This is a genomic window from Ktedonobacter robiniae (genome assembly GCF_016587375.1).
GTDB classification, from domain to species: domain Bacteria; phylum Chloroflexota; class Ktedonobacteria; order Ktedonobacterales; family Ktedonobacteraceae; genus Ktedonobacter; species Ktedonobacter robiniae.
This window is the reverse complement of sequence record NZ_BNJG01000002.1, coordinates 1,491,760-1,513,952: the sequence shown is the minus strand read 5'-3', so window position 1 is coordinate 1,513,952 and position 22,193 is coordinate 1,491,760. Positions and strand designations below refer to the sequence as shown.

The following is a 22,193-nucleotide window of genomic DNA, read 5'->3' as shown; positions in this document are numbered from 1 at the left end:
ACTAATCCTCTCTGCTGTTTGTGGTGTGGAACGTAATCTGTAAGGCACCGCGCTCTAATGCTTCAATCATTCGTTGTACGTCCCGTTCGGTTGTCGACCAGTTAACAAATGCTGCACGTATCGCCGGTTTGCCAGCAAAAAGGGTGGGCGTGAGCACCACCTCACCATCACGTTTCAGTGCCTCTAAGAATCGATCACGCTGATCTGCATCTGTTTTACGTAAAGCAAAGCACACAATATTGAGGGATACCGGGGCTAAGAGCTCAAAGTGTGTGGATTGCTCGATACTTTGTCCCAGTGTCTGGGCGAAAAGACAAGATTGTGCGACCAGCGCTTGATAGCCGGAACGACCATAGGCCATCAATGTCATCCATGCAGGGAGCGCGCGGAAGCGGCGAGAGTTCTCAGGCGTGCGGTGCAATAAGTCTGGACCTGCTCCTAAATAAGCGGCAACGGCCTTGAAGACTTGTTCTTGTAACGCGACATGGCGGGTAAAGATGAGGCCTGAGTCGTAGGGGACATTCAGCCACTTGTGCCCATCGGTAGTGATCGAATCAGCCGCATTCAAACCACGCAGTAGATGAGATCGGGAGGGATCACAGGCGGCAAAGAGTCCAAAGGCGCCATCCACATGCAACCACGCGCCATAGGTCTGACACAGCGAGGCCAACGTCTCCAGGTCATCGAAGTCACCTGTATTCACTTCTCCAGCACTGGCGATCACAATGGCAGGTTTACCGCCGGTAGCAGCGAGACGCTGAGCCAGGGCGGCAGGATCGATGGCCTGTCTCCTCGGCAAACAAGGCACATATTCGACGGCTTTCCGACCCATCCCCAGGATCGAGAGGGCTTTGAGGATGCTGGCATGCGGAACACAGCCAAAGACCGGGATACGAGGCATATTCCATAAGCCCTCCTCTGAAGGATCGTGCCCGAGTCGCTGGAAAGCCCATTGACGCGCGGTCGCCAGAGCCACCAAATTGGCCTGGGTCGCACCGGAGACAAAGACACCGTCAAAGTCATCGGACAGAGCAAAAAGGGTACGCAACAACGCAAGCGTTTCGCGCTCCACAGTGGTGGCAATGGAATCTCCATCATTACTCACATTTTGATCATAGGATGAGACAAGCCAATCTCCTGCTAAGGCTGCCGGGGTACTTCCGCCGGTTACAAATCCTAGATAACGTGGTCCGGCTGATCCAGAAAGTTGGGCCTCGTATTTACGGCGAAAGCAGGCGAGGGCTTCTTGTGCCCCCAATCCTTCCTCTGGCAATGCATCGGGTGGAAGAGGCTCGGGAGTATGACCAGCAGGGCGTTCCGCGAGACTGTGCAGAAACTGGAGTGCGGCGTTGTGAGCAGCGTCAAGAATACGCTCTAGCTGCTCACGATCTTGATGGAAACGCATATCATTGTTCCTTTCTATTCCTTCATGAGAGCCTTGTGAAAAGCCCGTTGCGAGTGTTCCTCAACGATCCAGTGCGCGGCAAACATCGCACTTGCCCGTGCCACCTCGGCTCCCAGACGGCGTAACCTCTGATCGATGGTGGGATTCTGAGCCAGTCCGGTTTCATCGAAGGCCTTACGGCTTCCGGGAATAGCAACCATCGTAGGCGCGACCCAGGCACCCATAGCACGGGCCGCCAGCAACATGGTGGTGAGGGTATTCATGCCCGAGCCGGAGGTACCGCCCTGTGCTGCTATGATCCCGGCTACCTTCCCTTTCATCCCCGATGCGTGCGTAGTGTACAACAGCTCCAGAAAGTCCAGGGCATTCTTGAGCGAGCCACTGATGGCGTTGTGATAGACCGGGGAGGCCAGGATGAACCCCTGTGCCTCATAGACTGCATCAAACAGCGTCGTAATCACCTTGCGTTCCGCAGGAGTATACCCATCGAGGGTATAGGTCCCATCGAATAAAGGGAGCCGCAAAGTTGCCAGGTCGATCAGGTGGATTCGTACTCCTGCCTGTCTTGCGCCGTCCAGCGCGATTTGCAGGCCAGGGTAGCGGTAGAACCAGTACGTGGACTCCCTCCCAGGCCAAGAATAGTGACGGTCATGTGTCCTCCAGAAAGGAGAATGCGGGTAAGCTTATCCTGAAGAGAAACGCTGCACTCTTGACAAACTCTCTTGCTATCCAATATAAAAGAGAATAGATTGAAAAAATAGATCCAATTCAAATATGATTGGTATGAAAAATGGATAGTCAGCAGTTTGTACTTCTTCTTGGTCCCTGGACGACGAGACAGGGACCATTGTATCGTCGTCTGACCTCCGCTCTGCACACGCTCATTCTGCGCGGGGATATTGCACCAGGAACACGACTGCCTGCCGAACGTGTGCTGGCTGAAGCGCTGGCGGTTAGCCGAAGCACGGTGATTGCGGCCTATCGACTTCTGGAGCAAGAGCACTGGATTGAGCTCATACAGGGAAGCGGCGCCTTTGTCTGTTCACTGCCATTCGGTCGAACCTATGCCTCACCTGTTCCTCCTGCTTCGTTCAAGGCTCCCTGGCATCTTTCTCAAACACAAGAAGAGCAACTCATCGATTTTTCTGTGGGAACTCCTGGCCCTCTCACAGAAATGCCTGCTTCTCTGTTTCACCTTTCTGGCCCCGACATCGAGCAAATGATGACCCAACGAGGGTACACCCCTCAAGGTTGGCGGCCTTTGCGCCAGGCTCTTGCCTCTTACTATCGCCACTGGAATCTGCCAACGTCGGCAGAGCAGATCCTGGTGACAACTGGAGCCCAACAAGCGATCTCGCTGATTGCCACGCTCTATCTGCAACGAGGAGAGCGCGTCTTGCTCGAAAATCCCACCTACTTTGGGACAATTGATGTGCTACGAGCGCTGAGAGCGCAACTCCTCCCGCTTGCGATGGACGTGACCGGCATCGATCGATTTACGCTCCGCAAGCAGGTGAGGGAAACCTCCCCACGCTTACTGATCGTCTCTCCTACCTTTCAGAATCCAACTGGCATGTTGATGCCTTTCAGCGTTCGGCAGGACATCGCTCAACTGTCAAAGGAGACGAAATTACCCGTGCTGGAGGATCTGACTTTTGCTGATGTCTTGCTGGAACAAGAAAGCCCTCCTCCCATTGCCGCCTATGAACAGAAGGCAACGATCCTCTCCGTCGGGTCCCTCAACAAACTCTTTTGGGCGGGCTTGCGAATTGGATGGGTACGTGGCCCTGAGCCAATCATCGAACGGCTTACCCATCTCAAAGAGACCAGTGATTTAGGCACTGGTTTGATCTCTCAAGCACTGGCGTTACAGGTTCTCCAGCACCTGGATTCTCTTCGGCGAGCTCGTCAAAATGAATTGCAACAGAAGCTCAAACTCATCACGGAGCTCGTTTCCACATCATTCCCCACATGGACCTGGCGACCACCTGAAGGAGGATATTTTCTCTGGCTTCGGTTGCCAGACGGCAACGCGCTTGAGTTTGCTCAAGTCGCGCTTCGCCATGGAGTCGTGATCAGCCCAGGAACACTGTTCTCAGTCGATAATTCCCACCAGACATATATCCGCTTGCCCTTTCTTTTCGATGAAGAGACGCTCCGCGAGGGAATGAGAAAGTTGGCTCAGGCATGGGAAACCTATACCATGTTTTAATCCAATGGAAACGGGAAAACACTCTCCATCTGGTATACCCCGTGTAGAGCGTAAATTGCGTTCTTCTTTGCAGACTGACCAGTTGGTCAGTTGAGCGAGACAACGCTTACCAGAGGCGCAGAGGGAATAGAAAGGAAAGACATAGATGGATTATCAACTGTTTCTCATGAGGACGCTCGCAGACGCTTCCCAAATAGCGCTTGACCATTTTGGAAGCGTCACACCAGCAATAAAGGATGGCGACACAAGCCAGGTGGTCACTGAGGCTGATATAGAAATAGGAAGGATGATAAGCGAAGAGATCAAACGAACCTATCCAACCCACAATATTCTTGATGAAGAGATGGGTATCGTTGACAAGCACTCGCCCTACACCTGGGTCATTGATCCCATTGATGGAACGAGTAATTTTGCGCAGGCAAGCCCGCTCTATGGCTGTATGCTAGGACTCCTCAAAGACCACAAACCCATCGCTGGTGGTTTCGCGCTTCCTGCTTTCCACGAAATCTATACTGCTGAGAGAGGAAAAGGGGCGTACTGTAATCAACAACGTGTGCGGGTGCAAGATCAGAAGGAGTTGCTTTCAGCCCTGGTTGCTTATGGAGTAGAGGGGCATCAAGAAGATCCGAACAGAACGAGAAAAGAATGCGAACTGTTAGCAGAAATCGTCTTAGCATGCAGAGGCGTACAAACAAGCAGTAGTGTTTTTGATGCTGCAATGGTAGCCAAAGGAGTGTATGGAGGCTTTCTTTATCAGAATTGTAAAATTTGGGACAATGTGGCACAACAGATTCTACTTGAGGAAGCAGGAGTTCTCTATACCGATTTTTTTGGCCAGCCCATCGATTACAAACATCCTTTGACGAAAGCGACAGAAATGTTTAGTTTTTGCGCGGCTCCCCCAGCTTTACATGGTCAACTCCAGCAAATTATTTCCACCTGGAAGATGAAGTGCACTTTTTCATGAGAGGCATGAAGTTTCATGCCTGACACTCCGTCCTCTCGTGTGCCTTTCATCTAGTACGGACCCAACTGGGAGGACCAGCTAGACAGATAGCTGCCATAGGCTGAGGCGGTCTCGCTGGCATTATCCTGGACCATGCCGGTATAGCAGGAGGTCTGGCCCGGCGCAACATACTTGTTGCCGCCAGTATCACAGGTAAAGGCCTTGCCATCATTTATACGCACAATTTTGGCATTCCCATATTTACCTGAGGGGAGAGCCTTATCGAAGACGATCTTGGCCCAGGCAGCATGACAGGTGACGCTAAAGCGGAAATAGATTGTAGCGCCCACGCCTCCTAACGTGACATGCCTTGAATGTGAGTTTGAGAGTGTCTGATCACACGTTTGCCCATTAACGGTGTACGTGGTCGGATTCTTGCCATCAACTGCCGCGATTATAGGTTTGGGCGTAGGTGTAGGTTTGGGGGCTGGTGGAGAAGCACTTTTTGTTGTAGAGGTTGGTGTGGGCGAAGGCTGTGTCGTAGAAGTTGAGGTAAGCGAAGGCCACGGCGTAGAGGTCGAGGTAGGTGTAGCCTGCGAATGATTGTTGGTGTTAGAGTTATTCTTCGAAGCTGGCGTAAGGGAATTGGTGGGCGTGGCAGTGCTATCAGGAGCACCCTGACGGTCACTGACAAGAGATGCTCCTCCTGTTGCAAGTTGATTCTGTAATAAACCTATGGGCAGAGCGAGAGCCTGTATGCCAACAACAGAACCCGCCACTAGAACGCTGCCCAGCAATATCAGCATCACCAACCCGATACTGGCAAGCGCGAAGTAGTGCTTCTTACCACCCTTACCAGTGTGCCCCGCAATGGATGTTTCTGGGTATGTTGCGAGCTTCAGGGTATTGGAAGCAAGCTCGGTAGGTATAAGTGTTCTGCCCTCCTGGGAGACATCTTCCGTTTGTGTCGGGTCCTGGAGAGAAATGCTCTCATCGGCAGAAGCATCGTTCTCCTGGTTAGTGGTTACTGACATAGATTCATAGGGGTCGATGTCCTTAGTTGTTATGATCGTCGCCCCAGTAGAGGCAACAGACTCAAACGTGTGTTCATCCTGGCTGGCTAATTGTAGCGCGGCGGCAAACTCCTGCACGCTCGCGAAACGCTTTTGCGGGTCACTGGCAAGTGCTCGCTGCACGACCTGCTCTACCTCCACGGAGAGGCGAGGGGCCAGCGCACGCAGAGACGGAGGCACGCCCTCATCTAACGCGCCCTGGAATGGCGACTTGCCACAAAGCCATTCATAAACCATGACACCGAGCGCGAATTGATCGCTGGCCGGACCAGTCACACCAGTACGCTGTTCGGGGGTTGTATACACAGAGTAGGAGATAGCATCCTGTTTGGCAGCCAGCACATTAAGATATGTAGTATTATCGATCAAAGTAGCGAGTTTAAAATCACTGAGCAAGACCTTGTCATCGGCATCAAACAATATGTTTCCTGGTTTGATATTGCCATGTACCACACGCTGATCATGCGCGTACTGTAAAGCCGAGGCAAGAGGCATGATATAACACAAAACCTCTTCGAGCGATAGCTGCAAACCTCTGGTGTGCCGGTTACGCAAGGTGCCATGTGGCGCATACTCCATTACCAGGAACGGCAGCGATACAGGATCGCTACCAATACCACAATCTAACAGCGGCATGAGATGGGGATGTTCCAGTTTTAGCGCCTGCACCTCGTCGAGGAAAGCCTTCCGATCTTCCTCTTTCGCAAGATTGACATTAAATACTTTCAGCGCGACCTCGGGCTGGTTCTCAACGTGCTGCCCAAGATAAACATCGCTGGTCTGCCCTCCGCCAAGCCAGCGAGACAGGCGGTAATCACCAAGTTGCTGACCAGATAGATCGATATACTTTGTCATTGCAAGCCTTCTCCAACACCTTGACACAAGATGAGACAGATCAAAATAAGTTATCTAAGAGCAATAGATGCGTCTATTGTATAGACAATTAATGCAATGCGTCAAGCAAGTACTACTTCTTTCTAGTACTACTCTGTTAGTTCGTGTAGTAAAATGGAGGCATGAACAAGACCCAAGTCCAACACATTTCCATCTAACAAACTGACATCAATGGCTCTTGCATCTGCCTGCTTTCTCGGAGAGGTGTACCCCGCCTCCAGCAGAACCGAACTCACGACGGTGGGAGGGAGTTCCAGGCGCAAGCTCAGGTAGGGCTGGGCTTTCGAGGCTTCCAGAACCTGGCTGATGCTGGGAAGCCCGATGGTGGTCAGCAGATAATGTCAGGAATCGTAGCGATAGCGGCTCTCGCTGAGCAGAACCTCTTTGCTGCCCTGAGCAACTACACACATAGATGGAGTGGATACCCCATGTAATGGCTCCGTTGGTGCGGAGGCGCGGGCCAGGTGCAACCCAGGGAATGGTTGGACCGTCCCATCTTCGCGGACGACCCGCAAAATGCGCTCAAGCAGCTCCTCGTGGTTGCCTGGATGCGTTGGACTTCGCGCTCAGCGGGCTTGTGGATCATCGTATTCATCGGAACCTCATGCAGGACGCCGAAGAATGCGAACGCAGCGTCTACGACGCCATCCGCACCGGCTATCGCCTGATTGATACGGCGGCATCCTATGGCAATGAAGAGGCCGTCGGCAAAGCCATCAAGCGGAGCGGTGTGCCAAGGGAAGAGCTGTTCGTCACCACCAAGCTCTGGATTCAGGATGCCGGGGAAGAACGTACCAAACCAGCGTTTGAACGCTCATTGCAGCGGTTACAACTGGAGTATCTGGATCTCTACCTGATTCACCAGCCCTTTGGGGATGTGTATGGCGCATGGCGCGCGATGGAGAAGTTGTACCAGGAAGGCCGGATACGCGCCATCGGGGTCAGCAACTTCTTACCCGACCGGCTGATGGACCTGATGGTACATCACCACGTCGTTCCTGCCGTCAATCAGGTTGAAACCCATCCGTTCAATCAGCAAATCGAAACCCAGACCTTCTTGCAGGAAACCATGTTCAGATAGAATCCTGGGGACCGTTTGCCGAAGGCAAACACAACATTTTCGAGAACGAGTTGCTGCATTCCATCGCAGGCAAGTATCAGAAAACCGTGGCGCAAGTCATTCTGCGCTGGCTGACCCAAAGAGGGGTCGTGGTAATTCCCAAATCAGTCCGTAAGGAACGAATCGTGGAAAACTTCACCATCTTCGATTTCGATCTGAGCCCGGAAGATATGGCGGCGATGAGGACGCTGGACACCAAAACCAGCAGCTTCTTCGACCACCGTGACCCCAACATCGTGAGGAGGTTGAGCGAAGCAACACGTCCGACCTAAACGGACGTGCGGCCCGTTTGCATCTGGCCCGTCGGAGCGAAACGGACGCGCAAGAGGAAGGGAAGACGTTTCGCTTTGGGGGCTCGCAGACGCGATGGCTCTTCGATGCTTGTGCGGTTGCGATACACGGTCAGCACAGATGCCGCGAGAGGTTTGGAAAGAGGTCAGCAGGCAACTTGCGTTTGCGAATGATTTGCAACTGTGCCATCTTTTCAAGCATGGTGGCCAAGCCCACGCGTCCGGGTCCATACGCAAATAACGGAGGGGGTTCGTGAGTTCTTCCTCTCTGCCTAGCTGCGGCGGCGGTACAGACTCCTCTGGTGATACTGGCGGCACTTCCGGGGCCTCGATTATTTGGGCGTGTAAGCAGTCATTGCCAGGTGCTCGCTTCCTTGAAGAGTGCAGAGGCAAGCAGCGCGCAGCGTGTAGCTACCTCTTTGGGAGTATAGGGTCTTCCCTGCTCAAGCCACCAGATGATGGCTTCGACAAACATGGTAGACACCAGGTTTGGCACAAACTCATCTGGGAAGGTGTAGACGGGGCGATCAGAGGTGTTCGGCCTGCTGGGAACGCGCCCATGCTCTTTGACCATGTCAGCCAAAGACGCATGCATCTTCCTCACAAACCAGAGGCTTCCCTTCCTGCCAAGCAACGCTCGATAGAATCGTTCGTATTCCGCGATATGCTCGAAAAACTTCACCCAGACCTGTGGAGGACGTTCCATCCCCATCTCTCCAACCGCGTTCAGCAAGACGCTCATCGCTTCCTCAAAGATTTGCTCCGCCAGGTCATACTTATCCTGGTAATACCGGTAGAACGCAGACCGACTGACCATCGCACGCGCAGCCAACTCTTCCACAGTAATCGCATCAAAACCGCGTTCTTCGATCAACTCAAGCAAGGCATCTCGCAGAAGCTTGCGCGTGCGTCTTGCGCGCAAATCATTGGAGTTTTGAGTCATTTTGCGCTCCCTGTCCTATCTAAGACATATCTCCCAGATTGATTCTTGTTTCCAGCTTTCGCCCAAACTACACTTGGCAGAGGACAAATTGTCCTCTCTCGATCATTGTGTCACGAATTGAGATACGCGTCAAAAATCAGGACAGATTGTTCCAATAAGCGAACACATGAGAGCACAGAGAAAGGATATGCGCGCATGCGTATTGTACAAGTTCACCAGTTCGGCCCACCGGAAGTCTTGATGGCCGAAGAGCAAGAAGAGCCACAGACCGGACCTGGTCAGGTCATTATCGAAGTACAGATGGCTGGAGTCTGCTTCGGAGACACCATCATGCGCTCTGGAAGGTATCCATTGCCACTCCCGTTCGTACCTGGATTAGAGGTTGCTGGCCGGGTAAGAGAGGTTGGACCAGACGGCGATCAGTCGTTGGTGGGAAAGCTCGTCGTCGCACGCACCAAAAATAATACGGGTGGCTATGCGGAGCAGGCGGTCGTCGATGCCACCGATGTCTTCCACATTCCGACAGGGCTGTCAATCGAGCAGGCGGTCGGAGTGTTTCTGTCGGGACAAACGGCTGTTGGCCTGATCAAGGCGGCCAATATCACACCGGGTGAAGTTGTGTTGATTACTGCGGCAGCGGGCAGCCTTGGTTCGCAGTTAGTCCAACAGGCCAGGGCCGCCGGTGCGGGGACCGTGATTGGCGCAGCGCACGGCAAGAAGAAACTCGATGTCATCACGCAACTTGGAGCCGACATAGCCATCGACTACAATGACGACGACTGGGTGGAGCAGGTGCGCAAAGCCACGGACGGCAAAGGTGCCGATCTTGTGCTGGACGGCGTTGGAGGAACCATTGGACACCAGGCATTCGAGGCCACGGCCAAAGAGAGCGGGAGACTCGGGGTCTACGGGTTCTCTTCTGGAGCCTGGACCAAGATCGAGACCCGAGAACTGGCGGCACGTGGCATCGCTGTCATTGCACCTCTTTCCATCGCGTTTGCCAAGCCTCCACAGGAAGCACGCATTGATGCCGAGAGCGCGCTGGCCGAGGCGGCTGCTGGGCGATTGACCGCCGTCAGTGGCCCGACCTACCCTCTAGAGCATGCCGCCGACGCTCACGCTGCTATTGAAGCTCGCGAGACAACCGGCAAAGTTCTGCTCATCCCTTGATGAGTCTATCAGCAATCCCGCAACTTCGTGTGGGATTGCTAACAAATTTCCTATGTAAGCCGTTCCAACTCATCTGTTATATATGCTAAAACACCATCAATTTCTTTGCATTAGGAATTGGGATTTATAGTAAGAAGCAGAGGAAAAGCGCCGAAGCGGCTTAAGCCGCTTCGGCGCTTTTCCTCTGCTTCTTAGGAGTGCCAGGCCATTAGACCGAACCACGCACGCAATTAGTAAGTAATCTTTACCGTAGTGCCGATTGGTGCCCAGTTGTAGAGCCATGCCGCCGCGGGAACAGGCATATTGACGCAACCATGTGTACCATAATTAGCACTGGGATTACCACTAGAGTCGTGGTGGGGATACTGAGTACCGGGGCCATAATTATAGCGCCACCAGGAATCGTGCAGAAAGTAGCCGCCATACTGGAACTCCAGGGCATAGTTGATATAGGTTGGCGCATAGTAATACGGCGATCCTACAGGGTAAGGCGAGTAGAACGTGGTTGGATGCAGCTTTACAAAGATGTGGAAGGTGCCGGTAGGCGTTGGCAATTCGGGTCGGCCCGTCGTCACCAGCGTCGTGTAGACCTGTCTGCCATTCTCATAAGCATACAGGCGCTCCTGAGAGAGATTGACCACGATAGATTTTCCCTGCCCAGAGGGAGCGCTACTACCAATCGAGATCAAGCCGCCATAAATGTAGCGGGGAGCGCTATTCGTGCTTGAGATGCGGTACCAGGTACGAATACCACCCCAGACAACCTGGCCATTGACCGCCTGGTAAATGGTGACCCTGGTATTGGGAGCATACGTGGTAACCACACTTGTGCCAGTTGACGTGCCAGCACGTACGTTCGCCCAGCCAGTTGTCAGACCAACTTGTGTGCTTTGCGCAACTGCGTTGTGGTGTGTCTGAGCATGCGCGGTCAATGGAGTAGCAGCTAGCAGCCACGTCCCTACCAGGACAAGCGCACTAAGAACAAAAAATTTTTTCATGAGGGTTTGCATAGAATTTCTCCCTTTTAATGCAATATCGAATTCTCCCCCTAAAGATGAGTATATACATATTTCGCTCTAAATGGAAGTGTTTGATGCTCTTTTAAAAAGAATTAGAGAATAAGTGAGCATCCTCTGAGATCTCTATAAGCACGACCATGCGCGCCTATTTTCTATAATGACAGGACGCCAGCAAAAATCGCACAGAATTGTGGGGAGAGGGAGAAAGTTCGACGCTGCTAAAGCACGCGTCTACATATGTCCTATATGTAGACGCGTGCTTTAGCAGCGTCGTGTTACAAATACCTGTGCTTCCTATCTACAGCAGTTGCAGTCCCGCGCCAAGTACCGCCACCAGCAGGACAACAATCCACGGCGGGAGTTTCCAGAATGCCAGCAGGCCAAAGGCCAGTAGCCCCAGCGCAAAATCTGTAGGAGCGTGAATAGCGCTTGTCCAGATAGGCTGATAGAGAGCTGCCAGAAGGATACCTACTACTGCGGCATTAACACCACGTAAGGCGGCCTGAAAGGGTTCAAAGGCCCGCAGACGATTCCAGAAAGGGAGAATACCAATCACAAACAGGAAGGATGGCAAGAAGATCGCAACAAGAGCAATGAGCGCCCCTAACCAGCCATTTGGCGAGGACTTACTGACCGCGCCCAGGTAAGCGGAAAAAGTAAACAGAGGACCGGGAACAGCCTGGGCCGCCGCGTAACCCGTAATAAACTGGTCATTACTTACCCAACCGCTGGGGACAACCTCGCGCTGTAACAGCGGCAGAACAACGTGACCCCCCCCAAAGACCAGCGAACCAACGCGAAAGAAGGTATCAAAGAGCGCAATAGATTGATTATGCGTGAGTTGTCTTAAAATAGGCAGACCTAGTAGAAGTAAGGCAAAAAGAATCCAGCAGCAGATAGCCAGGCGACGTGGTAGCATCAGAGGCAACTGTGCAGGCTTCTCCTCGCGTACCTGGCGCAAGAAACGCCAGCCAAAGATGCCAGCCAGGGCGATAAGTGAAATCTGCACTATCGCATTAGGCCAGAGTAGGATAGCGATAGCCGCGATGAGAGCCAGCGTCGCTCGTGGGCGATCCGGGCAGAGTGAGGTCGCCATCCCCCACACGGCCTGTGCCACAACCGCAACGGCCACAACCAGCAGGCCATGCAACCAGCCCAGTTGCGCGGCTCCTGGGAGCATAGTCGTCGCATAGGCGAAGAGGGTCAACGCTACCGCCGATGGCAGGGTAAAGCCAAGCCAGGCAGCAAGGCCACCCCATAAGCCGGCCCTGGTGATCCCCAGAGCAATACCAACCTGGCTACTGGATGGTCCAGGCAGAAACTGGCAGAGCGCAATTAAATCGGCATATGCATGCTCATCCAGCCATTTACGCCGTACCACAATCTCCTGACGAAAATATCCCAGATGCGCCGTCGGTCCCCCAAAAGAGGTCAGGCCCAGGCGAGAGAAGACCCCCAGGACCTCTAGAAACGTGCCTCTTGGAGCCAGGTCTGGCGAATCTGCCTCTTTTGCAGGAAGAAGGTCCGCTCCCAACGTTGTCGTGTCAACGGCTCTGTCCTCCTTTGGTTGCCTCGAGGTACCCATGATAGCACTCCTCCTTTATTACTCAAGGCAAAGCTACCATGCATTCCCATAAAAAAAAACAAGCCATAGTGCCTACGTATAGAGACATGCCTTCAATACTTTCCAGGGTAATTTAACAAGGAAGATATCAACTCTCCTCACACCTGTGATGCTTTGCATAGATAAGGGGATGTGGTAGTGAGGAGAGGTAGCTATACAGTCTGGCTGATGGTCGAGGGAGACAAGGCAGTGGAATTAGCCCTCTGCTGGCTTACGTGGCGTAAGAATTGGGTAATCATGGGCATGACAATGCGAGACTGCGTATAAAATGAGGCATGATCTCCACCTTCGATAGCAAAAAGCGTTGCTTGCTTGATTTTACGTGCCAAAAGTTCGGCATCCTCAACGGGCACATCAGGATCATTAGACCCATGAATAACGAGTGCAGGGGCCGTGATATCCTCTAAAGGGCCATCTTTGATGGCAGCAAAGGCGGTATAGTCAGCGTCGTAGCCAACTTTGCGCAGTGGAAAGACCGTGCCAGAACAAAGCATTCCCTCAACGGCATCGCCAAATGGTAGCAAGCGAGCGATAGGCGCAACGAGAAATAAGAATGGCTCAGACACCAGGAGGTATTCAATGAGGTGCGCCTGGGCCTTTGCCCAGAGCGAGGCTTGCGCTAACTTCTCTTGTGGGGCATAGCGACGCACAATGGCACCAATCATAATCAGTCCCTGACAACGATCAGGATGGCGCAGTGCAAATTGAAGTGCCGAAGGGCCGCCACCTGAGAAACCTATCACACTAGCCTGTTCAATACCTAATGCATCTAAGAGGGCAACATAGAGATCAGCCTGAGCTTCGGGAGTAGCCCCGGAAGCCAGGGGGGTACGTAGATAGCCCGGGCGTGAAGGGGAGATAAGTGTGCAAGAGTTCTCGCCCAGAAAACGCGCGAAATATAAACCTTGATCATAGCCACCCGGCGTACCGTGAGCGTAGATGACAACGGGACCGGAGCCTGTAATCTGATACTCCACGGGACCAAGCGCAGTATTGACCACGAGGCCACCTTCTGACACACGCCTGGCCTCTTTGTATTGCCAGGAACGATACGCCTTATGAATGCCCCATGCGGAAATAGCGGCCATTGCGCCTAAGCTTAACCACAGGCTACTCCTACGCTTCTTCTGAAGAAACTCATCTTCACGTACTTGCTGAGAGTTTTTCTTTCTCCTAGAAGGATATTTCTGTTTGGAGGGTCCAAGCATAATTCTACATTCCTTCCACGCGCTACAGGCTGGTTTACTCTATCCTAACGTCTCTGCCCAAGAGGTAGCCTTTATCTGACCGCTTGTGCACATTACAAAGGCTACTCTACCAGACTTATCCCTATCAGACAATTCACCGGGACTCATGGCGAAGTAAAAAGTATGGTCAAAAGCCGAACCAATTTCATTTGAGGCTGGCGAAAGCGTCTACATTAGCGAGAAGATTGAAATGAAGATGAAGAATTGCGCGCAAAACAAGAGTTAAATGGCTAGCTCCGGTGCGTCAAACGCCTGGGCGAGGCTGGTTGGATACCATTGGAGAATATCGCCTGGTTGTAATAACAGGCAAGGACTATACTGAAAAGATGACACCTCTCCTCTCTTTGCTTGAGAATATCTGCCTGGCTGGAGGATCACTATTACTCTATGTGCTCCTCGTGGCCTGGGCATGGCGCTCTTCGCGCACAGAGGCATGGGCCATGCTCATTGCCTCCACATGCATTGGCATACTTATCACGCTCGATGCAACACTTGTCGCCAACCCGTCATGGGTATTCTCACTACCCGTGCTCATCCTGACCTTGCTCTTTGGTGGCTCGGTCTTCTCTTTCCCCCTCGTCCGTCACTATGACTGGTTTATTACACATTATGGCTGGCTGGGAAGGCTTGTCTATGCAGTTGTCATTAGCTTGCTTATTCCTGGCATTCTCGACAGCAACAACAATGGTTCATCAACCTATACCATCTTTGGGCAGGCAGGAGAGAGCATGTGGAGCGCAATCATCCTTATTGAAGGCGTCTTCTGGCTCCCCATGCTTCTCTATGAAAGGCTACGTTGGTACTCCAACCAGAGAGCGAGTACGCGCACAGACCTCATCAAAAACAAGCTGCTCTGATCACTGCGCTATACGCTTACGCATCAGGGCAGCCACTCCCTTGCTAACATCATCCTGAGTCTCAAGCTGGTCAATAACCTGCTCCTGATCTGTGAGTGAGCGATTCTGATTGAGCTTATACTTCCCCTGCAAACGTGTAATTGACATAGTGAATCCAACCACGCCACGGGCCTTTTTACGCATAGCCTCGTTCTCCGGTTGGAGAAACCAGGCAAGCCTATCTGTACCCTCAAACACATGTACCTGGTCCCCTAATAGGGTCATAAGATCATCGGGATCTTCAACTAGTCTGGGAACACCATAGGCATGCACGACAGCGTAGTTCCAGGTAGGAACGCTTATTTCCGGCTCACTATACCACGAAGGCGAGATATAGGCATGAGGCCCCTGAAAAATAATCAAAACCTCCTGCGAACCATCAAACGTTTTCCACTGTGAGTTGCCCAGAGCGAAATGTCCAAGGAGTTGACCATATGGGCCTGGCTCTGCCTGAAGAATTACAGGTATATGGCTAGCGACCGGAACGCCCTCCTGGTTTGAAATGGCCAGAGCGAAAGGGTTACCGCTCATAAAGGCGTGTAGCTCCACCAGATCTTCTTCGCGAAAATGTTTGGGAACGTACATGCTACCTCCTTTTCTCTTTTACAGACAATTAAGAATCCCTTGATGTCGCACTTCATATTACAATCCGTCGAATAAAAAGCCTTTTGCTATAGAGCTTGATTTGATCCCTCTGGAACAAATAGCGGCTGTGCTGCAACCTGCAGGCTCTCAATATTTTCTGGTAGAAGATAGGTTTGAGAGGTATGCACGCAAAACTCCAGCGCAGGACCCATTGTCATTTGTCGCTGCCAGAAGATATCCTGTTGCTCGATGTCAGCAGCCTGGAGCAGGCTATACAATTGAGCATAACTCATACCAGCAGGCTTACCAAACCAGGTAACGGAGCGAATACCAGCAAAAGTCGCGGGAGTAGTCGTCCCGTCTTTCAGGCGATACAGGCCACCTGTTCCATAATCAGCCAGCCGCGCAACCTGATTATGAGGCTCCCGACAGATTCCCGAGACAGCCGCTTCATCCACCAGATCAAGCGCAGCCGAGTTCTCAACGAGATACCAGTCTTCATAAACCTCGCTCCCCTCATGCATCCATGGCAATTGGGGCATTTCTAGAACAATTGACCCCTTGAAGCCCTGTATCCGCCGCTCTTGCAATATCTGATGAAAAGCGACGAGGCGCTTCTGATACTCCACCTTCTCTACATTGCTTGCTCGCTGATGCCAGAACACATAAGCTAACATAAAATATCCTCCCAAATACTATAAGAAATGCATATTTTAGTAAATACAAACCCAGCATTATCTTACACCTCATTTGGACATAAGAAAATGACCAATTTATGTCAAACAAAGCATACCACCTCTCGCTTCCTAAACAGAAGGACTAAATATATACCTTCTCAGCTCATAGAGAAGAAGCAGGCAAGCTCTTTCCGTAGAGAGAGCTTGCCTGCTTCTTCTTTGCTTATGCTGATTTACCGTATGGCTTAGAACCAGCGACGGCGGCGACGAGGGGCACGTGCATAGGTACCACGACGATAGTAATAAGGACGCACGCGATGGTAAGCAAAGCCGCTCCAGATGAACACCAGGATCGCGGCCACAAGAATCGAGCTAACCAGGGGTACACCTGCCAGAAGTGGTTCACCAGCGATGCTGAAGTTTAGGAGGCCAACCACGATAAAAATCGCCAGGAAGCCCAACAAAACGGCTCCAATGATGCCATCAGGAGCACGACGGCGCGCGATAAGTTCGCCAACAACGCCCACAAGCAATGCCACCAGGAACCAGACAAGCAATTTAGTAAAGGTAATAACGAAAGCAGCTAATACCATAATCTTTTATTCCTCCTGCAACTTGATAAGTTGTAGATACAATTGTGCTTATATTACGTTAAGCAGGAGCATTTTGGTTCAAACTTGCGTCGCGATGCGCTTGCATGGGATGTTGGGTTACAGTTGGGTTACACTATAAGCTCGCAAGAGTTTTGATAGCTCTTATTTTTGAAAAAGGTATAAACCAAAACCTAATGTATCGCGCCCCCAACGCACATACGTATCACGCCAAGCACGAATGCGTTTTAGTAGTTCAGGCACATCTGGATCTTCTGAATGCTTTCTGGCATAGAGCTCCATATTGCGCAAATGTAGCCATTCATAACGATCCCACTCATCATCATTACAGACACAGGCATAGAGGGGAACCAAACCTTCTGCGGGACCAGTGGTGACATTTTGGGCATGTGTCATACATTCATCGCGACTACCCCCAAAAGCAGCAAGATATTCGGGCTGAGGTTCCTGCTTCCAATATCCATCGCCCAAGAGGATATACCCACCAGGCTTCACCCAGCTTTTAACCTGCTGGAGTGTGGGCTGAAAACCACCTAAGATGTGACATCCACCCAAACAGCTCACCAGATCCAGAGATTCCGGCTCAATCTGAAGCGTTGTAACATCCTGTTCTAGAAAAGTAACTTTCTTATGGGGAATCCTTGTACTTGCCTGAGCTTGAGCTTCAGCAATGAAAGGAGAAGCAAGATCGACACCCAGCGCCTCAGCGCCATAACGCTCAACCAGGCGAAGCAATAATTCGCCCTTCCCTGAAGCAAGATCTAACACCCGCGCCGTATTTACGAAATTCAACAGATCCAATACAGTCTCAATTTTCTCTGAGCTTAAAGGATTACAATAGCGCATTCCCTCATGAGAGATAACAGTATACTTGAAGCTATCCAAAGGTAAATTTTCCTTCTCTTGTTTTCTAGGATTAAACTATAAGAAAAAAGCAGCATGTATAGGTAAGAAAGTCTGGTATAAAGATGCAACAAGGCGCTCACGATATACGCTGGGGTCTAGTGTGCTGGCTCTTTGTGCTAAGCCTGCTGCCTGGTACAATACAGGCTCAAGCTATTGCTTTTCAAGCACATGTTGCTCATAGCAATATAAACCACCCGCGCTTTTTACTTTCTTCACTATTAGCCTCTCAAACTATAACACGCGGGGATGTTTCTAGCTCAATTGCGTTAACATTCGATGATGGGCCAGATCCAACCTATACCCCCCTCGTGCTCAATGTACTCGCGCATTATGGAGTACATGCCACCTTTTTCTGTGTTGGAGAGCAAGTCCAAGCTTACCCAGATTTAGCACTACAGGAGAGCCAACAGGGCAACGCTGTAGAGAATCACTCCTGGAGCCATATGAACCTCACAGTGCTTCCTCCTGATATTATTCGCAAACAAATACAATCCACCTCTACAGAGATAGAGCAAACTACAGGAATTATGCCAGAACTTTTTCGGCCTCCCTATGGCTCAACAAACGAAAATGTCAATAATATTGCGAGAGAGTTTGGCCTTACCCAGATACTCTGGTCTATTGATACACAGGACTGGCAACAACCAGGCGTAGATCAGATTGTAGAAACAATTCTCACTAAGATAAAAGGGGGTGATATTATCTTGATGCACGATGGAGGAGGGAATCGTGCAGAAACGGTACAAGCACTTGCACTCATCATCAGTGAACTGCAACAACGAGGCTTCACCTTTATCGTACTATAATCAGCACATCTTTTACAGGGCGACCCAGCGTTAACAACTTCGGTTTTCGCGACAAAATTCACTTTAATTGCAAAGTCGAGGACGCCTCCCTGGCAAATGCAGGCTGGGAAATCACGTTCGAAAATGGTGGAAAGGCACGTTATCGTGCGCTCCTAGTTGTGAACGGACATCATTGGGATCTACGTTGGCTAGAGCCACCCTTCCCTATTTTGCCCAAATACATTCTCGGACAACTGCTCGACCAGCTCACACCTCCAAGCTGGGTACCTTTCCCATGGCAGATACAACTGCTACGCTTCGCCATACATCTGCAAGTTGGCAAACTAACCGAGTATGGATTGCTCCAACCAGATCATAAAGCGTTACACATGCATCCAACTGTAAGCTCGGATTTCACAGCCTCATGATGGTTTCAAGAAACCATCATGAGGTAAGCAATTTCACGGGAGAATTCTCTAAGAAGCCCTGTAAAATGGCTTAATGTGTAAACCACAAGGAAATGCAGTAGCATTTCCTGCATGCTTTCGCGCTGAGAGGCTTACTACGGCGTTTTTTTCTTTAGTAGGTCGCGTAGAGCGGCAAAGCGATTTTGTGACCTTTGTAGCACCTCTGAAGACTCAAAGAGGCTGAGGCAGGTACGCATGTTCTGGCTACGTTCATACCACTCTTGCTGGGAATAGAGAAATGTCTGGCGTACTTTGTTAGAGACAGTGACATCAAGCAAGAGAACATAGCGTGTTTTCTCAACATCCACTGGCAGAATAAACTTCTTACAGAGAATCATACGTGGATCATTACAAAGTTGCTTATAGAGTTCTGTGACATCCTGCAAAGACATATGAGCCTGATCAGGTTGTAGTTGAATGTATAGTGGTGGTGCTTTTAGCACCTGAAGCGCTGAAGACTTAATCTCCCTTGCCTGATAGTTACCCTGACTATGACCTTCTTTTAAAGATGAGGCTGGCTGTTTGAGTGCCTCAATCAACTGACCGTATGACAGGGATGCATACAGATCTACGAGCTGGTGCACATCAGCTGGAATAGCAACGTGATACTCTTTGCTACGTGCCAGGAAGAAAGCTGGCGGATTGTGTAGCGAACCATCACGGAACTTACAACTTAAAGTCTTCATCAAGGCTGCTATGATGGCTTCCGGTTGTGAATACTGCTTGAGGTGAACAACATAAATTCCCCACTTGGAGCGATCCTCGCCCAGAATAGTTCCCAGAAACGCTGCTAAGGTTTGTAGACTTTTAACGTTAACGTTATTTAAGTTATTAGTAATTATTTTATTAACGTTAACGTTATTTAAGTCGTTTAAGTCTACCTGATTTTCGGTAATGGAGGCGACTTTTTGCGAAAAGTCGCCCCTTGTCGGATGAAAGTCGACTCTAATAGGCGACTCATGCTGCGAAAAGTCGCTCTTCTCATCAAGAGGGTTGACTTTTTGTGTGCTATGCAGAGAGGAAAAGTCACCTCTCTCAGCTAAAAAGTCGCCCTCTTTTTCCTGAATATGTGAAAAGTCTATACCCAAAGGGAGACTTTTTGACATGACTTCCTCTTGCTCCTCCAAGGAGTCTACCTCTAGTAAAGAAAAGTCTGTTTTCTCAGATATAGGTATGGAGAAAGAGTCTACCCTTTGTTGCTTAAAGTCTACTACATTTTGAGTGGATGAAGGAAAAGAGTCTACTCTCTGTTGCTTGGAGTCGATCATTAGATTCTCTGTTGTAGAGGGACGACTTTTTTTCTGTGGCAATGCAGGTTTCGCTGAGAGCGGAATCTTATAAGAAGGGTCTACCTTTTCTGACTTAGAGGGTCGATTTTTTAGTGTGCTTGCATTGCTCTTAAGTGACAATCGCTCGGAGGGCTGGTCCTCTGCTTGCCTGGACGACAGAATTGAATGTGTTGGGGGGGAAGACTTTTTTGTGCTGTGTCTACCGTTTCGAATTGTTTACTTGGCAGCACACGTTGAACGACGTGTGCAATTTGTACAAGGAGATTCTGTTGCTTTTTAGAGTCTACCCCTTCATGTTGGAAAAGTTGACGAATTTCTTGCAGCATGGGCTGTAGCTCGCCGGGAACTCCCATCTTATCGAAGAAGGTTTGTGGCGAGCTAAAATACAATAGAAAACGCGTCTTCACTTGCTGGGCACTCTGACGCACTTTAGGGCGATACTCAGCAATAAGATTGTCTAGCGCTGCAAGTGATTCTGGTGGAACATAGCTATCCAGTGGGAAGTAGAACTCTACCTGGCGTTGTCTTCTTCCCTTTACGAAGAAGCCAAGCGCACAAAAGAGTGCCACATATTTATGTGTTGTATCGTAGCTCCAGCCAATGAGCTTACTCAACACACGAATATTTTTGACGGTAATGACGGCGAAGCTCTCTTCCTGCGCGAAGGAAGGTAAAGTGAGCTGTTTAATTGTTGCATAGCGCAGAACTAATCCAAGGAACTCTATACCGTTCATTGGAGATGGAAATAGTTTCTCTATTGCCTCTAATGTCGCGGGGTGAATACATTCCCTTGCGACACCTACATCCTTATTTGCATCTTCTATTGTTGGCATTTCCCGGCTATATCGTTTTCGTCCATTCGACGCTATATACATACATCCCCTCACCTGGCAATTTTTTGCAGCGAATTTTCCGAGGGATGAGCCTGATATGCGCTTTCATCGACCTTGCCCTGGTCTCCCTAGGAGTCCCGTTCACTTGACAAAAGGCAGGCTGTGGCATATTCTAAGCATGTAACTGATACTTTCGTATTGGTTATATGTTTAGGGTGTTGGCCAGTTTTCCAGTGGTTGGCAAAAGGATCTGGATAACTGGCACTTTTTTGCCTCGGAAAATTCCTCCAGTTGTACAACATTAAGATCCTCCATCCACTTCGTTTCATAACAAAGTATCCTCCCCTTCTCCGCTTTTGTGTGACAACTGTATTCTTAGTATCAATGGTTCTAGAGCAGAATTCAATACACCTTTTTATTGCTGCACCTATATTTTTTGGGGTGAATTGGCTTCTAGAGCCAATTCACCCCTCTGTATTACGCACAATAACGTAGCGGTTCGCGCATGATAACGTAGCCCCCTCTCTCCAGACCTTTAGCCATTTTGGTTAAAAGCTCCTTCGAGGAACTCAAATAGCGGTTTGCGCCTAATAGCGTAGCCCCAAAACGCTAAAAATATCCCGCTGAATAACGTAGCGGGTAGAAAAACTAACAGTGCATGTGCTTATTTGATAGAAGAAAAGATGCGTACATACGAGAGCGCGCCTAATAACGTAGCCTATTCACGAAATCTTTTTGCAATAATAAGGCCTTTACAAGATAAGTAAGAGTAAATTTTGTATAAACTGGTGCCTCATCTCTATAGCGAAGCAATGTAAAATCTCTATTTGCTCTGGTAAACTGCTGATTTGAGCAATAAGTGAAGGTTTTAACGAGTAAAATTGAGCCTTATGGGTATGAGTGGTCTGTGTATCTTGCCAGTTATTGGCTGATTTTGCAGCTCTTCAGGCAAGCGAGCCCGGTATTTTGCCTGTTGATTTTTGCCATCAGGATAGGAGTGGAATTAGCTACGCGCGTGATAACGTAGCGGTATGCGCAAATGTGGATGACGAAGTTTTTAAAATTAAAGATGTGGCTATGAGGATGATGAACTACTTTTGTGTCAGATTATTGTGTTAGTAAGGAAACTTCTTTACTCAAAAGTTTGGGAGTATAGTCGCACTCCCTAGCAATAAATCGAATTGTGCAGAGAGTGCGACAT

Annotated in this window: 18 protein-coding genes and 2 pseudogenes; 6 read left to right on the top strand and 14 right to left on the bottom strand. The window is 50.2% G+C overall.

The window, feature by feature from the left end:
* Window position 1 precedes the first annotated feature (1 nt).
* Both JMJ04_RS27305 and JMJ04_RS27300 read right to left on the bottom strand, forming a co-directional pair.
* Complete coding sequence (locus JMJ04_RS27305) at window positions 2–1,405, bottom strand: pyridoxal phosphate-dependent decarboxylase family protein (RefSeq protein ID WP_201373569.1); 1,404 nt, start codon at window positions 1,403–1,405, stop codon at window positions 2–4.
* Window positions 1,406–1,419: 14 nt separating this feature from the next.
* Window positions 1,420–1,938: an NADPH-dependent FMN reductase gene (locus JMJ04_RS27300; protein WP_236038619.1), complete on the bottom strand. Its 519-nt coding sequence runs from the start codon at window positions 1,936–1,938 to the stop codon at window positions 1,420–1,422.
* Window positions 1,939–2,195: 257 nt separating this feature from the next.
* Between JMJ04_RS27300 and JMJ04_RS27295 the strand changes: the two genes are divergently transcribed.
* A complete protein-coding gene (locus tag JMJ04_RS27295) occupies window positions 2,196–3,617 on the top strand; it encodes an aminotransferase-like domain-containing protein (protein WP_201373568.1) in 1,422 nt (473 codons plus the stop codon).
* A gap of 145 nt (window positions 3,618–3,762) precedes the next feature.
* Window positions 3,763–4,584 carry an inositol monophosphatase family protein gene (locus JMJ04_RS27290; RefSeq protein WP_201373567.1) on the top strand — a complete coding sequence of 274 codons (822 nt, stop codon included), beginning with the start codon at window positions 3,763–3,765 and terminating at the stop codon, window positions 4,582–4,584.
* Between the two features lie 50 nt (window positions 4,585–4,634).
* Here JMJ04_RS27290 and JMJ04_RS27285 read toward each other — a convergent pair whose 3' ends face one another.
* Window positions 4,635–6,491 (bottom strand): protein kinase domain-containing protein, encoded by a 1,857-nt coding sequence (locus JMJ04_RS27285; protein ID WP_201373566.1) that lies wholly within the window; start codon window positions 6,489–6,491, stop codon window positions 4,635–4,637.
* A 128-nt stretch (window positions 6,492–6,619) separates the two neighbouring features.
* Window positions 6,620–7,000: pseudogene (locus JMJ04_RS27280) on the bottom strand (AraC family transcriptional regulator).
* Window positions 7,001–7,134: 134 nt separating this feature from the next.
* Between JMJ04_RS27280 and JMJ04_RS48915 the strand changes: the two are divergent.
* Window positions 7,135–7,922, top strand: a pseudogene (locus JMJ04_RS48915) (aldo/keto reductase); the annotation flags it as partial.
* A gap of 370 nt (window positions 7,923–8,292) precedes the next feature.
* Here the strand turns inward: JMJ04_RS48915 and JMJ04_RS27265 are convergent.
* Window positions 8,293–8,883 (bottom strand): TetR/AcrR family transcriptional regulator, encoded by a 591-nt coding sequence (locus JMJ04_RS27265; protein ID WP_201373563.1) that lies wholly within the window; start codon window positions 8,881–8,883, stop codon window positions 8,293–8,295.
* 195 nt (window positions 8,884–9,078) lie between these two features.
* Here JMJ04_RS27265 and JMJ04_RS27260 point away from each other — a divergent pair, with 195 nt between their 5' ends.
* On the top strand, window positions 9,079–10,053 hold the full coding sequence (locus tag JMJ04_RS27260; protein ID WP_201373562.1) for a zinc-binding dehydrogenase: 975 nt from the start codon (window positions 9,079–9,081) through the stop codon (window positions 10,051–10,053).
* 230 nt (window positions 10,054–10,283) lie between these two features.
* On the opposite strand, the gene JMJ04_RS27255 is transcribed toward JMJ04_RS27260, so the two are convergent.
* From JMJ04_RS27255 to JMJ04_RS27245, 3 genes are all read right to left on the bottom strand, one after another.
* On the bottom strand, window positions 10,284–11,063 hold the full coding sequence (locus JMJ04_RS27255; protein ID WP_201373561.1) for a L,D-transpeptidase: 780 nt from the start codon (window positions 11,061–11,063) through the stop codon (window positions 10,284–10,286).
* A 307-nt stretch (window positions 11,064–11,370) separates the two neighbouring features.
* On the bottom strand, window positions 11,371–12,657 hold the full coding sequence (gene chrA, locus JMJ04_RS27250; RefSeq protein ID WP_201373560.1) for a chromate efflux transporter: 1,287 nt from the start codon (window positions 12,655–12,657) through the stop codon (window positions 11,371–11,373).
* 191 nt (window positions 12,658–12,848) lie between these two features.
* Window positions 12,849–13,715: an alpha/beta fold hydrolase gene (locus JMJ04_RS27245; protein WP_201373559.1), complete on the bottom strand. Its 867-nt coding sequence runs from the start codon at window positions 13,713–13,715 to the stop codon at window positions 12,849–12,851.
* Window positions 13,716–14,182: 467 nt separating this feature from the next.
* Between JMJ04_RS27245 and JMJ04_RS27240 the strand changes: the two genes are divergently transcribed.
* The gene (locus tag JMJ04_RS27240; protein WP_201373558.1) at window positions 14,183–14,800 is read left to right on the top strand and encodes a hypothetical protein; all 618 of its coding nucleotides are present in this window, start codon (window positions 14,183–14,185) and stop codon (window positions 14,798–14,800) included.
* Here the strand turns inward: JMJ04_RS27240 and JMJ04_RS27235 are convergent, their stop codons facing one another.
* The 4 genes from JMJ04_RS27235 to JMJ04_RS27220 all read right to left on the bottom strand — a co-directional run bounded on the left by JMJ04_RS27235 (window position 14,801) and on the right by JMJ04_RS27220 (window position 17,597).
* Complete coding sequence (locus tag JMJ04_RS27235) at window positions 14,801–15,424, bottom strand: FMN-binding negative transcriptional regulator (protein WP_201373557.1); 624 nt, start codon at window positions 15,422–15,424, stop codon at window positions 14,801–14,803.
* Between the two features lie 86 nt (window positions 15,425–15,510).
* Window positions 15,511–16,101 carry a hypothetical protein gene (locus JMJ04_RS27230; RefSeq protein WP_201373556.1) on the bottom strand — a complete coding sequence of 197 codons (591 nt, stop codon included), beginning with the start codon at window positions 16,099–16,101 and terminating at the stop codon, window positions 15,511–15,513.
* Window positions 16,102–16,346: 245 nt separating this feature from the next.
* Entirely contained in the window at window positions 16,347–16,694 is a 348-nt protein-coding gene (locus tag JMJ04_RS27225) for a hypothetical protein (RefSeq protein WP_007915336.1), read from the bottom strand.
* 162 nt (window positions 16,695–16,856) lie between these two features.
* Entirely contained in the window at window positions 16,857–17,597 is a 741-nt protein-coding gene (locus JMJ04_RS27220) for an SAM-dependent methyltransferase (protein WP_201373555.1), read from the bottom strand.
* Window positions 17,598–17,731: 134 nt separating this feature from the next.
* On the opposite strand from JMJ04_RS27220, the gene JMJ04_RS27215 reads away from it, so the two are divergent.
* Window positions 17,732–18,424, top strand: coding sequence for a polysaccharide deacetylase family protein (locus tag JMJ04_RS27215; RefSeq protein ID WP_236038432.1), 693 nt, complete (start codon window positions 17,732–17,734; stop codon window positions 18,422–18,424).
* Between the two features lie 541 nt (window positions 18,425–18,965).
* Here the strand turns inward: JMJ04_RS27215 and JMJ04_RS27210 are convergent.
* A complete protein-coding gene (locus JMJ04_RS27210; protein WP_201373553.1) occupies window positions 18,966–19,976 on the bottom strand; it encodes a hypothetical protein in 1,011 nt (336 codons plus the stop codon).
* A gap of 272 nt (window positions 19,977–20,248) precedes the next feature.
* The gene (locus JMJ04_RS27205) at window positions 20,249–20,992 is read right to left on the bottom strand and encodes a hypothetical protein (protein WP_201373552.1); all 744 of its coding nucleotides are present in this window, start codon (window positions 20,990–20,992) and stop codon (window positions 20,249–20,251) included.
* Window positions 20,993–22,193: the final 1,201 nt, after the last annotated feature.